Origin of the sequence: Marinobacter qingdaonensis (assembly GCF_034555935.1) — a bacterium.
GTDB lineage: Bacteria > Pseudomonadota > Gammaproteobacteria > Pseudomonadales > Oleiphilaceae > Marinobacter > Marinobacter qingdaonensis.
Genome location: NZ_JAYDCJ010000003.1, coordinates 2,471,788 through 2,487,075, shown reverse-complemented (window position 1 = coordinate 2,487,075; position 15,288 = coordinate 2,471,788). Strand labels below are relative to the sequence as shown.

Below are 15,288 nucleotides of genomic sequence, written 5' to 3'. Positions count from 1 at the left end.
GATCCCCTATGATGCTTTCCATGGTGAGGGAAACCTCATCGGAGAATTCTGAAACTTCAGGCCTTCAGACTTCTTGTTCCGCGTTGTTTCGACGCCCCGGGTTCATTTGAACCCCTTCGACAAGAGCCACCCTTCCCGGGCTGGCTCTTTTTTTATTGAGAGAAAATGCTTCTGTGGTTAGCGCTCGATGACGCGCCGGAACGGCGGCAAGGCATCCAGCAGCAACTGCCCGTAACGACGGGTCACGATCCGACGGTCCAGAATGGTGACCCGGCCGGTATCCTGCTCGGTACGCAGAAGCCGGCCCACTGCCTGGACCAGTTTGATGGACGCGTCCGGTACGGTGATCTCCATGAAGGGATTGCCCCCTCGCTGGGTCACCCACTCGGCAAGGCTGGCTTCGATCGGATCGTCCGGGACCGAGAACGGCAGCCGGGTAATGACCACGTGATGCAGGTATTTCCCCGGCAGGTCAATGCCTTCGGCAAAGCTGGCGACGCCGAACAACACGCTGGGCCGGCCCTCATCCACCCGGTTGCAGTGCTGCCGTAGCACCTCGCCCTTGGCCATGTCATCCTGGGTGATGATCAGCTCCGGATACTCCGGCGCCAGGGCATCACGAACCTGCTGCATCTGACGTCGGGAGGTAAAGAGCACCAAGGTGGCCTTTTCCCCGGCCCAGAGGTCCGGGAGGCGCTCAACCAAGGCGTCGCCGAAGCCGTCATCGGTGGGCATGACCGACATGGCGGGCACTTCCACCGTGGCCATCTCACCGTAGCGGAAGGAGCTGGGCACCACCAGATAGCGGCTGGATTCCGGCAAGCCGGCCCGGGCACGCAAGCGATCAAACCGGCCGAGCGCCGTCAGCGTCGCGCTGGTTAGCACAGAACCGTAGGCCCTCGACCAGAGACGAGCATAAAGCAGATTGTCCGCCAACACCGGCGAGCTGTAGAGCGTGATGTCCTCGGCATGGTCCCAGCGCTGCTTCACCGCCCAACGGGCCGGAGCCGGACTCTTGTAGCCGGTGCGTTGGGGCTCCTCGGCCTCCCCGCTCTGGTCGGGCTTGGTCTGATCGCCAGATTGGGTGCCGCCCGGCTGGTCACACCAGGCGGCCCAGAGGCGAAGCTGGTCCTCGGCCCGGCTGTGGAACGAGCCAATCACCGGGTACCAGGCTTCCGCCGTGTCCCGGTCGATTTCGTGGTCCTTGCGTTCGTCGAACGCTCCCTGCAAATCGTCCGCCAAGCTGCCGAGGTGCCGGGTCAGATTCGCGGTGGCGATGCGCGCCTCCGCCGCCAGCTCGGCCAGTGTTTCCGGCAATTCGCCCTCCGGGTAGCGCCATTGGGCCGTGCGGCGTTCATCGTTGAACTCCCAGCCGGTGTTCTGCTCCGCGTCCTCGTAGACCCGGGTCAACACCAGATCGACATCCCGTGAAGCGGTGCTGATGCGATCGAGCAACTTGGCGGCCTGGGTCCCCGGCGCCAGGAACGGCTGCATTTTGGTCAATGCCTGGGACAGTTGCTTGAGCCACTGACGCGTGGCGTTCAGGGGTACCGAGGCGGCAAAATGATTCAGCGCCTTGTCCGGCAGATGGTGGGCCTCGTCAAAGATGAACAGGGCGTTTTCCGGTTCCGGCAGGATGGCGCCGCCGCCCAGCGCCAGATCCGCCAGCACCAGGTCGTGATTGGCGACCACCACGTCGGCGTCGTCCAGATCTTTTCGGGCGTCGAAGAAGGCGCAGCTGTCGAAATAGCTGCAGTGGCGATTGGTGCACTGCCGGTGGTCGGTCGTGACCTGGCGCCAGGTATCATCCGGAATCTGTTCCGGCCAATGATCGCGGTCCCCGTCCCACTCCCGGGAACCATAACTGGCCAGCATTTCCTCAAAGAAGGCCTTGGATCCCGGTTCTTCGCCCTGAGGACCGTCCAGCAGGAACAGCGGCATGGTGTCGCTGTCGCCGTTACCCTCATCGTGCAGCCGTGCCTCCAGTCGGGACATGCACAGATAGCGGCCGCGGCCCTTGGCCAGAGTCCAGTTGAAATCCAGTTTGCTGTGCTTGCGCAGGTCCGGCAGGTCCTTCAGGACGATCTGGTCCTGCAGCGCCACCGTGGCCGTTGAAATGACCAGGGTCTTGCCCAGGGCCTTGGCGACGGGAATGGCCGCCAGCAAGTAAGCCAGGGTCTTGCCGGTACCGGTACCGGCCTCGACCACACAGGCGGAGGGTGGCGAAGTGCGCTGGCCATCGTTGTCAGTGATGTCGCCCATGTACTTGGCGATTTCAGCAATCATCAGGCGCTGGCCATAGCGGGCCCTGACGTCCTTGCCCGCCAGGACATCCCGATAGCCCTGCTGGATCTGCTGTTTGACGTCGTCACTTAACGCCATCAGCGCGGGCTCACCCAGTCCCGGACGATGCCAACCCGGAAATGCTGGCCCTGGCGACTCAAGACCACCCCGTCCTGGGTGATCCGTTCCACCGTGAGTCCGGAAAAGCTGTCCCCGCGGCGCAGGTAGTTGTTGTTGATCATCACCCGGCTGGCGAACGGATCGGACGAATAGATGTGGCTGTTGAAGGTCAAATCGGGAACACTCTTCTGAAACGAAACGGGGAGCTCTACCAGGTGCGGTACCCTGCCAGCCGAGACGGGTTCTGGCAATATCGGATTGTCCTGCTTCGGGCTTGTCCTGGGCTCAATGATGGTCGGGCGTTGGCGGTCCGGGCGAACCTGCTCCTGCTCCGCGCCCTGCGCCAGGGCGGGTTCAGACACCGGGTTGGTCGGTGTCCCGGCTTCCGGTTCCGCCAGAGCAGCCGTCGACTCAGCGGTGTCCTGCCCGGACGTGGCTGCCTGGGCCGGTTGCACCGCCGCCTCATCACTGGCCGCGGACACCGGGCCGCTGGCGGTTGCCGTCACCGATTCGCCATAGGGCCAGAACACCACCGCAAGGACACCGGCGTTAACGAGCAGCGCCAACACCACCCAGAGCACCGGCGATGGCTTGCTGCTCTTGGGGCGGTGGATCAGCTGGACCTGATGACCAAGGTCGGGCACCTGGCCCTGCCGCCGCTCGGTTTCCGATTTCCGCAATGCATCGAGAATGTACGACATAACTACCTGCCTGCCGACGCCGCGGGCACCAGGCGTGGAACCTCGGCCCCCAAATCGTTGTGAATCTGAATCACGGTCATGGCCCCGACGATGCCATCAACACTGAGCCCCTTGAGATCCTGATACCAGCGCACCTGCTCGTCCATGGTCATACGTTTCAACTTTCCGTTTTCCGTCACCGATGAGCTGAAGCGGTCCGCCAATTCCATCATGCGCGCGCCAACCCACAGCTGCTCGGCCCGGCGCCCGCCATTGTCCCGGTCGTCCAGAAATTCCGGTCGCTGCCAGAGAATGCGGTAACCGCCAAACCAGAAGGGCTCGATGCTGGCGAAGGTCACCACCGCGGGGCCGGATGGGGTCAGGATTTGCGCGCTATCGCCGTCCAGACCGCTGAGCACCACATAACCCCGGTTACCGGCGTCGTCCTGGACTTCCAGCATCGCCGGTCGGTTCAGAAACTCCAGGCTACGCCGGCTACCCTGACGCTCCAGACAGTCCAGGCCCTCGGAGCGGGCAAATTGACAGGCGCTGGGGAACGCCGCCTGCTGATAATCCAATCCCCACAGGCTGAACAGGGACCGGAACGCACCGGGCAAATCGGAGGCCTGTTCGGGGTAGCGGAACGCCTGCGTCTCCGGTTCCTCGGGCTCCACGACCGGCGCGGCCGGGGCAGGCTCCTCACGTTCCACCAGTCCCGCCTGCTCCGAGGTTTCCGCCAGCTCAGCGCGCAGATCGGTCATGGTGATGGGCCAGCGGTCCAGCAGCCAGGCGGTACTGATCACGGCCAGCAGCAGCGACGCCAGCAGCATCAGGTACCGGCTCGACCGACCCTTGCCCCGGCCCGCTACCGAGCCGGTGGCATCGCCGCGTACCTCGCGGGCCGCGTTGCGGATATGGGCCGCGGTAATGTCGTGTTCGCCCTCGGCGTAGGCGCCGAGCAGCGCGCGATCGCTGATCAGGTTGATCAGCCGGGGAATGCCCTGGCTTTCCCGATACAGGCGGGCAACGGCGCCGGGGGAAAACACCTCACCGCGCATGCCCGCCACGCTGAGCCGGTATCGGAGATAGTTGGCCAGCTCGGCTTTGCCAATGGCGTCCAGGTGATAACGTGCGGTGACCCGCTGGTTCAGCTGGCGCAATTCCGGCAACGCCAGGATCTGCTGCAGCTCCGGCTGCCCAAGCAGTACGATCTGAAGCAGTTTCTTTTCCGCGGTTTCCAGGTTGGTAAGCAGACGGAGCTGCTCCAGCACATCGGCGGACAGGTTCTGGGCCTCGTCGATCAGCAGGACCTTGTGGCGTCCGGCGGCGTGGGCCTCGAGCAGGTCCTGGTTGATGAGGTCCACCATTTCCTTGATGGACGCCTCGGTGCGATGGCCAATGCCCATCTCATCACAGATCGAAGAGAGCAGCTCGCGGGCGGACAACCGCGGGTTCAGAATCAGGGCAATGTCCACGTGGTCCGGGGCGTTCTCGATGAAACAGCGAGACACCGTGGTCTTGCCGGTGCCCACTTCGCCGGTAATCACGATGAAACCGCCCTGCCCCTGCACCCCGTACATCAGGTGCGCCAGTGCTTCCTTGTGGCGCTCGCTCAGGTAGAGGTAGCGGGGGTCGGGCGCGATGGAGAACGGAGGTTCCCGAAAGCCGAAAAAGTCGTAGTACATGGCTTAGGCTTCACCGGACTCTGCGTTGCTCACCAGCCGGAGTTCGGCGGTTCGCCGACTCTGCTGCTTCAGGCGGCGGACGCAGCGTTCCAGGGTTTTGGAGATTCGCGCGTGGGAACGAATCATCGAGACCTTCGGCCAGGTCGCCCGTTCGCCCGCGAGGATCATCTCGCGAACGTAGGCCGGCTCGGGATTGGACAGCATGCGTCGATAGTCCCGAATCGAGTAGTTCGGCGCGATGGTGACGTCGCCGGAGTAGCGCTGGGCCATGATGGTGTAGAACTGCCCGGAGACCTGGCGCAGGAGCTCGGGTTTCAGTCGCTTTCTCAGGTAATCGAACAGGCCCCGTCCGTGGAATTGGAATTCCGATCTGAGGATGTGCATGGGCAGACTCGGGGCCGCCAGTTTTTCATCCAGACCGTAATTGCCGAGGAATGGCACCACATGGGGGTTGGTCTGACTGACGATGGTGAAATTGACGTCGTACAGATGCATCAGGCGTTCAATCGGCAGGTCACTGACCACGGAGCCATCGACGAATTTCAATCGAGGCATGTACGGCAGTGCATTGCCGTAGAGGTCCTTTTTCATCAGCGTCACCGGCGGGAAGATGCCCGGCACCGCCGCACTCGCCAGGGCCGCGCTCCACACCAACAGGTAGGGTGAGGTGTAACCGCACAGCAGCCGAGCCTTCTGGTGTGCCTGTATCGGCGACACGCTGACGTTGATCGACCGCCCGGTCCGCTGATACGCCTCTTCGAAGGTGTATTCGCCGATGTTGGCGCGCAGACAGCTCTTCAGCTGATCCTGGTCCATCAGGCCATCGCCCCGGACCGCGCTCAGCAGGCCGCGCCACTTCCAGGCTCTCAGGTCGTGGTTCTCCGGGACCAGCATTTCCGGAATTTCGGCATCGGTGTGGACGCCGAGAATGCCGGCGATGATGGCGCCAATGCTGGAGCCGGCGATGACCTGGGGCAGCAAGCCCTTTTCCCACAGCGCCTTGATCACGCCAAAGTGGAACATGCCCAGGGTCGCACCGCCGCTGAGCAGCAACGCCGGCCGGCCATAGCTGGTCAGGGTATCCCGGAAAAACTGCAGTTTGTCGGCGATGGGGAAACCGGGAACCGGATGATCGCACAGGTAATCGAGGGCTTCGCACACCTGGGTGATGTACTCCTCGACCAGATGCTTGGTACCGACCCGGGAATGGGTGTAGAGCGCCGGATTGCCCATGTTGCCCAGGTCGTGATGCAGACCCTCCCGCAGCGCACGTTTGAGTCGCTCAAAGTCGTTCTGCTGTCGGTACTGCTTCAGGTTGCTGAGCCGGTCGTAGATCAACTCATAGTGGTACAGGTCGGAGGCAAAATCCTCTTTCCACTCGGCGTTGCCCTCAAGAAAGTCCAATTCCAGCGCGGCGGCCTTCCAGACCTCGTAATTGGGGGCCTCCGCCAGCATCTTGCGGAATTTCTTGATTCTTGGGTCCCTGATCACCGGTCACCTCCTGCCATGCCCGCCTCGCGGGCCTAGAATTCTTCCAGCATTAAATCTTCATCATCGCCGTTTGCAAAGGGATCGTCCGTGACCTTGCCGTCGTTGATGAGGTACTCCCGACGCTGCAGGAATGCGTTGCGCACGAAAATGTAGCTGTCGCCGGAGATGAAGCTTTCCGCCGGAATCAGATCGGCGCGGGTGTCGACGATCTGCAGCCCGCGGGCGTAGTACCGTTCCGGACTCTCCGCGTAGTCCCACGGCGACGGCAGCACAACCATGTCCATGCCCAAACCGGTGGCGTGCCGTGGGCTTGAAGGGCCAAGCAGCGGCAGCATCAGGTAGGGTCCGGAACCAACGCCCCAGTACCCCAGGGTCTGACCGAAGTCCTCGGGCCGCTCCGGCAGGTCGAACGCCGTGGCCACGTCAAAGATCCCGGCCAGTCCGAACACCGTGTTGTAGGTGAACCGCCCCGCCGCGACCACCGCCGACTCCCCCTTCAACTGGAACAGGCTGTTAGCAAAATTGCGCACCTCCTGCAGGTTATTGAAGAAGTTGGTGACGCCCCGGTCCACCACCGATGGCGTGATGGCCCGATAGGTCTGGGCGACGGGTTTGAGGAACCAGCGGTCGATGGTTTCGTTGAACCGGAAGACTTTCCGGTTCCAGCTTTCATAGGGATCGGAGGCCGTCACCGGGGCAGAGCCACCGGGAGCCGGCTCCTGCACGGCCTGGGCCAGGACCTGCCCGCCTTGGGCCGCCAGCAGCGTCGCTGCCAGCAACAGGACCGGGCCTCTGCGCCAATAAAAAACTTGTCTCATGCTCTGCTCTTGGGTTGTTGAGTCGTTTCCGTTCGTCGAGAATATCGGGCGCCATGTAATTGTTATAAAGACCATCGACCCGGAGGAATCCAATGTCCGTACCAGGAAACCTGGTAAATACCATCACCACACCGCTTCGCTGGGGCGACATGGATGCATACGGCCACGCCAATAATACCGTGTATTTCCGCTTTTTTGAGGAAGCGCGGATCGTCTGGCTCGCCTCACTTGGTCTGGGCGGCCCCGATGAACCCACCGGGCCGGTCATTATAAAGACCAGCGCCACGTTTCTGAAGGAATTGACCCACCCGGCGACCGTGGTGGTGGAAACATACGCCGACAAGGCAGGGAATACCAGCCTCGACACCTACCACTTGCTGAAAGATGCCGAGACTGGAGAAGTCTACGCGGAAGGCTACGCCAAGGTCGTCTGGTTTGACCGGCAGAGCCGGACCTCGACCCGACTGCCAGATGCCTTGCGGAACCTGGCGAGCAACTGACCCCGCCTAACGGCGGCGAACGACCACGCTGCCGATGGAATAACCGGCCCCGAAGGAACAAATCACGCCGATGTCGCCAGACACCAGATCGCTCTTGTGCTTGTGGAAAGCAATGATCGAGCCGGCCGAGCTGGTGTTGGCGTACTCATCCAGAATTACCGGTGCCTCGTCGGCATCGGCATCCCGGCCCAGCACCTTCCGGGCAATCAGTTGGTTCATGTTCAGATTGGCCTGATGTAACCACATGCGACGCAGGTTATCCGGCGTCAGGGACAGGCCTTCGAGCTGGTGCTGGATGGTTTCGGCCACCAGCGGCGACACTTCCTTGAACACCTTTCGACCCTGCTGGATAAACAGCTTGTCCGGCTTGCCGACACCGGATTCGTCGGCGCGGTTCAGGAACCCGAAGTTGTTGCGGATGTTGTTGGAGAACTGAGTCTTGAGACTGGTTCCGAGGATTTCGAAGCCCGAGCCGGGTTGGGTGTTCTCTTCCCGCTCCACCAGGATAGCGGTGCAGGCATCCCCGAAGATAAAGTGACTGTCACGGTCCCGGAAATTCAGGTGACCGGAGCAAATCTCCGGACTGACTACCAGTACCGAACGAGCCGCGCCGTTTTCCACCGAATTGACCGCAGCCTGGAGGCCAAAAGTGGCGGAACTGCAGGCCACGTTCATGTCGTAGGCAAAACCATTCACACCCAGGGCCTGCTGGACCTCGATGGCGATGGCCGGGTAGGCGCGCTGCAGATTCGAACAGGCCACAATCACCGCATCGACGTCGTCCGCGGTCTTGCCCGCCTGGGCCAGCGCTTCATTACAGGCGGCAACCGCCATCTCACATTGCACGGACCGCTCGTCGTTGCTGCGCTCCGGAATCGACGGGGTCATCCGCTCCGGGTTCAGGATGCCATCCTTGTTGATGACATGCCGGCGCTTGATGCCCGACGCCTTCTCGATGAACGCCGACGAGGATGGCTGCAACGCCGCCACGTCGCCGCGGGCTATTTCATCCGCGTGTTCGGAATTGAACTGTTCTACATACTGGTTGAAGGCTTCAACCAGCTCGTCGTTGTCGATGGTCGCCGGCGGTGTATAGAGACCGGTTCCGCTAATGACGGCTTTAATCACACGAACCCCACGTCATGGTTATGGAATCTGGACGGATTTAGTGAGCTGACGGAAATACTAACACAGTCTCAGGGGATTGCCCGCCAGTAAACCGTGCACCGGGCACCGCATCGGTGCAGCGCGAACAGGCGCCCGTCAGACCCGGGTTTGCTCCCACTGCTTATCCAGGCGCTTGACCGAGACGGTCATCACCGTGCCCAGCTGTTGGGCAAAAAACGACACCCGAAATTCTTCCAGCATCCACCGGTAACGCACCAGCTCCGGGTCCCGTACACCCTGCCGCAGCTGTTCCTCCCGCTTGCTGGCGTAGCGGGACCAGAGTGGCTCGATCGCGTGCAGGAATTCCCGCTCGCGGCCCATTTCCCGGGGCATTTTTTCCAGCCGGACCAGGGCCGCCTCGAAATAGCGCCCGAACTCGGCCAACCACTCACCCGGTGTCGCGACCAGGAACCCGGGATACACCAGCTGCTCCATCTGAAATTTCAGGTCCGCCATGCTGTTGGCCAGGGCCAGGTTGATCTTGCCCTTGAGCTGCTTCGCCACTTTCTGGTAGCCGGTCATGGCTTGGTACAGGCGCTCATCCGCCGCTTCCAGGGCGGGAATGAAGTCACCCCGATGGCGGTCGAACAGAAGGTCGAACGCGCTCCGGTCCCGGGGCAGCCCGTCGGCCAGGAAATGCTGCATGGCCGTCGCCAGCAGCAGGTCGTCCAGCAACACCTTGGCCCGGCCCACCGGCGCGAACATCAACGCCGACTGTTTGAACCGGGGCAATTTCCGCTCGAGGTCGTCCAGGGTCTTGCCGAACCGGTTGAGAATCAGCCGGGCGACGCCCTTCCGGGTCGTGTCCTCGGCGGTGAGCCGGTCCAGGCAACGAATCGGACGAACGGTCTCGCCCAGATCCTCCAGCGCCGGATACACGGTCACCTGCATACCGCCTTTTTCGGTCTGTACCTGCTCCGGCAGTGCGCCAAACTGCCAGTCGGGGTGGTCCCCGGCCGGCTCACTATCCCGAGTGTCACTCTCCGCGGATGCCAGCGCCGCTTCCGCCTTGCCTTCCAACTGATCCTGCAACCGGACCGCTTCCCGACTTTCGGCCATGACCTTGCCGCCGTCGCCCAGCACCCGCAGGTTCATTCGCAGATGTTTTGGCAATTCCGATTCAGACCAGGCGTCGGGATCGATTCGCACCCCCGTCATGCGCCGCAATTGCTCGCCAAGCTGGAGGGTCAGGGGCTCGTTCGACGGCTGCAGATTGGCCAGCGCCGCGTCGACGAAGTCTGGCACCGGTACAAAATTGCGCCGGAGCGCCTTCGGCAGCCCTTTCACCAGGGCCACGCACTTCTCTCGAAGCAGGCCCGGCACCAGCCATTCCAGCCGCCGGGACGGAATCTGCTTCAATGCCATCAGAGGCACCTGCAGGGTTACGCCGTCCCTTTCGCTGGTGGGTTCGAACTCGTAGCTCAGGGGGTACTGCACCCCCTCCCACTCCAGAAAATCGGGGTAGAGGTTCCCGGCCTGGGCATCCACCGGCCGCTGCAGCACATCGGCCTCGGTCAGCTCCAGCTCCTTCAGCTCCTGGGACGACAGTCGTTTCCACCAGTCCTCAAAATGACGGCCACTGACGATGTCCGCAGGCAGGCGCTGGTCGTAGAACGCGACCAGAACCTCGTCGTCAACCAGGAGGTCCCGACGCCGGGTCTTCTTTTCAAGGTTCTCGACGGTATCCAGCATCTCCCGATTACGGGCGATAAATGGGGCCTTGGACCGGTAATCCCCCTCTACCAGCGCGCGCCTGATAAAGAGATTCCGGCACTCCACCGGATCGATCTTGCTGTAAGCAATGCGGCGCTTGGGCACTACATCCAGGCCGTAAAGGGTGACCTTCTCATAGCCCATCACCTGGGCGCGCTTCTGCTCCCAGTGCGGTTCGAAATAAGAGCGTTTGACCACGTGGCCGGCGAGCGGCTCCAGCCATTCCGGCTGAATGGCGGCGACCATGCGGGCAAACACCCGGCTGGTTTCAACAATTTCGGTGGCGACAATCCACTTGGGGCCGGTCTTGGCCACCTTGGAACCGGGAAAGATCATCAACTTGCGATTGCGGGTGGCCAGGTACTCCTTTTTTTCCACCTTGACCGCCACCTGACCCAACAAACCGGCCAGGATGGCCTTGTGCAAGGCCTCGTAGCTGGCCGCATCCCGGTTGAACGCCATCTTCTGATCCCGGCAGATCAACGTCAGCTGCCGGTGGATGTCCCGCCACTCGCGCATGCGCATCCAACTGAGAAAGCTCTTTTGACACAGCTTTTTCAGTTGATTCTGGGACAGCTCCTGGCGCTGCTCCTCGTAGAAATTCCAGATGTTCAACAGGGTGAGGAAATCCGATTCCTTGTCGTTGAACGGCGCGTGCGCCTGGTCCGCCGCCTGCTGCTTCTCCTGGGGCCGTTCCCGGGGGTCCTGCACGCTCAAGCCGGCGATCACGATCAGGGTCTCGGCCAGACTGCCCTGCTCCGCCGCCGTCACCAGCATCCGCGCCAACCTGGGATCCAGAGGCAGTTTCGCCATGGTGCGGCCGAGCTTGGTAACCCGGCGTTTGTCATCAACCGCGCTGAGTTCCTCGAGCAGCTTGTAGCCATCATTGATCTGGCGCTTGTCCGGCGCCTCGAGGAACGGGAAGTTGCGGATGTCCCCGAGCCCGGAGGTGGCCATCTGCAGGATGACCGAGGCCAGGTTAGTCCGCAGGATTTCCGGGTCGGTGTACTCCGGGCGATTGATGAAATCGGTTTCATCGTACAGCCGGAAGCAGATACCGGGCGCAACCCGACCACAGCGGCCAGCACGCTGGTTGGCGCTGGCCTGGGAGACCGGCTCAATGGGCAGACGCTGGATTTTCGACCGCACACTGTAACGGCTGATCCGGGCGACCCCGGTATCGATGACGTACCGGATACCCGGCACCGTCAGGGAGGTTTCGGCCACGTTGGTGGACAGAACGATCCGTCGGCCCCGGTGCGACTGGAACACCCGATTCTGTTCCTGGTTGCTCAGCCGGGAATACAGCGGCAGCACCTCGGTGTGCTTCAGGTCGACATGGCGAAGGACCTTGCTCAGGTTCCGGATTTCCCGTTCACCCGGCAAAAACACCAGGACATCGCCAGGCGGCTGTTTCTCGGCGCGTTCGTGCTGTTCAATTTCATCCAGGGCGCCCAGCACTCCGTCCGTCCAGCCCTGGTCACGGTCGTCTTCGTCGCCCGTCAATGGCCGATAGCGGACATCCACCGGGTAGGTCCGACCGCTGACTTCGATGACCGGCGCCTGGTCGAAGAACTCGCTGAAGCGCTCGACCTCAATGGTGGCGGAGGTGATGATCACTTTCAGGTCCGGGCGCTTGGGCAGCAGCTGACGCAGGTACCCCAATAGGAAGTCGATGTTCAGGCTGCGTTCGTGGGCCTCATCAATGATCAAGGTGTCGTAGCGATCGAGGAATCGGTCGTGCTGAACCTCGGCCAGCAGGATCCCGTCGGTCATCACCTTGACCCGGGACTGGTCCGAGGTGGTGTCGGTGAAACGCACCTGGTAGCCGATCTGCTGACCGGTCTGCTCCCCCAGTTCTTCGGCAATCCGCCCGGCCACGCTGCGCGCCGCAATACGCCGGGGCTGGGTGTGGCCAATCAGGCCGCGGATGCCCCGACCGCTGTTCATGCAGATCTTGGGAATCTGGGTGGTTTTCCCGGACCCGGTCTCACCGGCGATGATCACCACCTGATTCTGTTCAATTGCATCGCGGATATCGTCGACCCGTTCCGACACCGGCAGGCCATCCGGGAAGCTCGCGGGCTTGTGCAGCGCCTGGCGCTGTTGCACCTTTTCCAACCCCCGCTCGAGCCAGCCCGCCATTTTCTGCAGGTCCTTTTCACCCGGGTTACCCTTGGTGCGGGCGACCGTCTTGACGATCCGTGCCGCCTCCTGCTGGTTGCAGGCATCCAACTGCTCCATCATGGCTTTCACGGCGGCTTTACCGTCGGGCTTCAGCGTCGTGGTGTCGGCACTCTTCGGACTGGTTCTGGTCATTGCAGTGGGTAATCGGTCTCGGTCGGAATGATTGGCGAAATGGCGACAGTCTAGCGGGAAAGCCGTGCGCATAAAAACGAAAACCCCGCCGGGGCGGGGTTTTGCCGGTGCCGAATCGCTCGATCGCGATCCGGCGCTGTCCGGGTCCGAAGCTCGGGTTACTTGGCGTTGGCCTCGTCCCGCAGCTCACGGCGCAGGATCTTGCCGACGTTGGTCTTCGGCAGCTCCTCGCGGAACTCGAAGTGCTTGGGCACCTTGTAAGCGGTGAGCCGTTCGCGACAGAATTCCTTGAGCTCATTTTCGCTCACGCCCTCACCGGTGGGCACCAGGTACACCTTCACCGCTTCCCCACTCTTGGAATCAGGAATACCAACGGCCGCGCACTCAACCACCTTGGGATGGCTGCTTACCACGTCTTCGATTTCGTTCGGGAAGACGTTGAAGCCGGAGACAATGATCATGTCCTTTTTCCGGTCGACGATGCGGATGTACCCATCTTCCTGGATCAGCGCGACGTCCCCGGTTTTCAGGAAACCGTCCTCGGTGAAGGACTTCTGGGTGTCCTCCGGACGCTGCCAGTAGCCCCGCATGACCTGAGGTCCCTTGACGCACAGCTCACCCGGCTCGCCCAGCGGGGTTTCGTTGCCCTCTTCGTCGATGGTCTTGATGACGGTGGACGGGATCGGCAGGCCGATGGTGCCCAACTGGATCGCGACGTGGGGGTTAAAGGTAACCACCGGGGAGGTTTCGGTCATGCCGTAGCCCTCGGAAATCTCACAACCGGTCACACGCTGCCACATCTTGGCGGTATCACTGGTCAGGGCCATACCGCCGGACGAGGTCAGCTTGAGGGCGCTGAAGTCGAGGTTGCGGAACTCCTCGTTGTTGCACAGCGCCACGAACAGGGTGTTGAGGCCCAGGAACGCGCTGAATTTGTGGTTCTTCAGTTCCTTCACGAACCCTGGAATGTCCCGGGGATTCGGGATCAGGACGTTGTGGGCACCGGCTTCCAGCATGATGCCGCAGTTCAGAGTGAAGGAGTAGATGTGGTACAGCGGCAGCGGCGCGATCACCACTTCCTGGCCCTCGACCACGATGTCGCCCATCATCGGGCGGGTCTGCAGCAGGTTGGCGACCAGGTTGCCGTGGGTCAGCATCGCACCTTTGGCAACACCGGTGGTGCCACCGGTGTACTGGAGTACGGCGATGTCGTCGGACTTGCACTCGACCGGGCTGAATTTCTCACGGGCACCGGCACTCAGGACCGCAGGCAGTTTGTGCGCTCCGGGAATGTTGAACGGCGGCACCATCTTCTTGACGTGCTTGATCACGGCGTTCAGCAGGGTGCGCTTGATCGGCGAATGCATGTCCGCGATTTCGGTCACGATGACGTGCTCGATGCCGGTGTTCGGCAGCACCTTCTCGGCATTTTCGGCCATGTTGGCCAGCACCACCAGCGCCTTGGCGCCGGAATCATTGAACTGGTGCTCCATTTCCCGGGTTGTGTACAGGGGGTTGGTGTTCACCACGATCAGACCGGCGCGCATGGCGCCGAATACGACAACCGGGTACTGGCTGACGTTGGGCATCTGGACCGCAATGCGATCTCCGGGCTTCAGATCGGTCTTGTTCTGCAACCAGGCGGCGAAGTTCCGGCTCTGGGTGTCCAGGTCACGGTAGGTGAGAGTCGCTCCAACAGCGCTGAAGGCTGGGCGGTCCGCGTATTTCTTGACGGCCTGCTCAAACACTTCGACCATGCTGCTGTACTTGTTCAGGTCTACCTCGCGGGGCACCCCGGCGGGGTATTTGTCCTGATAGAACTGCTCAAAATCCATCACCATCTCCTGTTTGGCGTTTCTGATTGTAATGCTCCGAATTTGCCAGACTGATCAAAAATCAACCCTACTAAAGTCTCAGTCGGAAAAAAGTGGAGAGAGAATAGCAGTTTTGTTAACGATGAGGTAGTTTTCAAACTTCAAGTATGAACACCTGTACTCAACAAGGAATTGTGCGGAGCACCCCATGAGCGACACCCTGGACACCCTTGAAAACATTACCTATGACGAGTTGAACGAGGGCGACACCGCAACCTTCACCCGCACCCTTTCGGAAGAGGAACTGGTGCTGTTCGCGGCGGTGTCAGGGGACGTCAATCCTGTACACCTGGATTCCGAGTTCGCGGCCGATTCGGTGTTCAAGGAACGGATTGCCCATGGGATGTGGAGTGGGTCGCTGATCTCCGCGGCGTTGGCGACCGTGATGCCCGGCCCGGGTACCGTGTACCTGGAACAGAGCCTGAACTTCAAGCGGCCAGTCAAGCTCGACGACACCCTGACGGTGACCCTGAGCGTGTTGCGTAAGGAACCGAAAAATCGGGTCGTGTTCAAGTGTGACGTCCGCAACCAGAGCAATCAGCGCGTCGTCGGTGGCGAAGCCCGGGTTATCGCGCCCACCGAGAAAGTGTCGCTGCGCAAACCCCGCCTGCCGAAGATCACCATCGAGAGTTAAGTAA

General features: G+C 61.7%; 10 protein-coding genes. 2 read left to right on the top strand and 8 right to left on the bottom strand.

The window, feature by feature from the left end; all coding sequences use genetic code 11:
- Window positions 1-177: 177 nt before the first annotated feature.
- The 5 genes from dinG to U5822_RS14560 are packed head-to-tail and all read right to left on the bottom strand — an operon-like array spanning window position 178 to window position 7,077.
- Entirely contained in the window at window positions 178-2,382 is a 2,205-nt protein-coding gene (gene dinG / locus U5822_RS14580) for an ATP-dependent DNA helicase DinG (protein ID WP_322856339.1), read from the bottom strand.
- Window positions 2,382-3,104 carry a general secretion pathway protein GspB gene (locus U5822_RS14575; protein ID WP_322856338.1) on the bottom strand — a complete coding sequence of 241 codons (723 nt, stop codon included), beginning with the start codon at window positions 3,102-3,104 and terminating at the stop codon, window positions 2,382-2,384. Before U5822_RS14575 ends, dinG begins: the two co-directional genes overlap by 1 nt.
- Window positions 3,105-3,106: 2 nt before the next feature.
- Entirely contained in the window at window positions 3,107-4,768 is a 1,662-nt protein-coding gene (locus U5822_RS14570) for an ExeA family protein (RefSeq protein ID WP_322856337.1), read from the bottom strand.
- Between the two features lie 3 nt (window positions 4,769-4,771).
- Window positions 4,772-6,259 carry a DUF3336 domain-containing protein gene (locus U5822_RS14565; RefSeq protein WP_322856336.1) on the bottom strand — a complete coding sequence of 496 codons (1,488 nt, stop codon included), beginning with the start codon at window positions 6,257-6,259 and terminating at the stop codon, window positions 4,772-4,774.
- Window positions 6,260-6,291: 32 nt separating this feature from the next.
- Window positions 6,292-7,077: an MlaA family lipoprotein gene (locus U5822_RS14560; protein WP_322856335.1), complete on the bottom strand. Its 786-nt coding sequence runs from the start codon at window positions 7,075-7,077 to the stop codon at window positions 6,292-6,294.
- A 92-nt stretch (window positions 7,078-7,169) separates the two neighbouring features.
- Here U5822_RS14560 and U5822_RS14555 point away from each other — a divergent pair, with 92 nt between their 5' ends.
- On the top strand, window positions 7,170-7,577 hold the full coding sequence (locus U5822_RS14555) for an acyl-CoA thioesterase (RefSeq protein ID WP_322856334.1): 408 nt from the start codon (window positions 7,170-7,172) through the stop codon (window positions 7,575-7,577).
- 6 nt (window positions 7,578-7,583) lie between these two features.
- On the opposite strand, the gene U5822_RS14550 is transcribed toward U5822_RS14555, so the two are convergent.
- The 3 genes from U5822_RS14550 to U5822_RS14540 form a co-directional block, all read right to left on the bottom strand.
- The gene (locus U5822_RS14550) at window positions 7,584-8,705 is read right to left on the bottom strand and encodes a beta-ketoacyl-ACP synthase III (RefSeq protein WP_322856333.1); all 1,122 of its coding nucleotides are present in this window, start codon (window positions 8,703-8,705) and stop codon (window positions 7,584-7,586) included.
- 135 nt (window positions 8,706-8,840) lie between these two features.
- Window positions 8,841-12,704, bottom strand: coding sequence for an ATP-dependent RNA helicase HrpA (gene hrpA, locus U5822_RS14545; RefSeq protein WP_322856938.1), 3,864 nt, complete (start codon window positions 12,702-12,704; stop codon window positions 8,841-8,843).
- Between the two features lie 230 nt (window positions 12,705-12,934).
- A complete protein-coding gene (locus U5822_RS14540; protein ID WP_322856332.1) occupies window positions 12,935-14,611 on the bottom strand; it encodes a long-chain fatty acid--CoA ligase in 1,677 nt (558 codons plus the stop codon).
- 187 nt (window positions 14,612-14,798) lie between these two features.
- On the opposite strand from U5822_RS14540, the gene U5822_RS14535 reads away from it, so the two are divergent.
- Entirely contained in the window at window positions 14,799-15,284 is a 486-nt protein-coding gene (locus U5822_RS14535) for a MaoC/PaaZ C-terminal domain-containing protein (protein WP_322856331.1), read from the top strand.
- Window positions 15,285-15,288 lie beyond the last annotated feature (4 nt).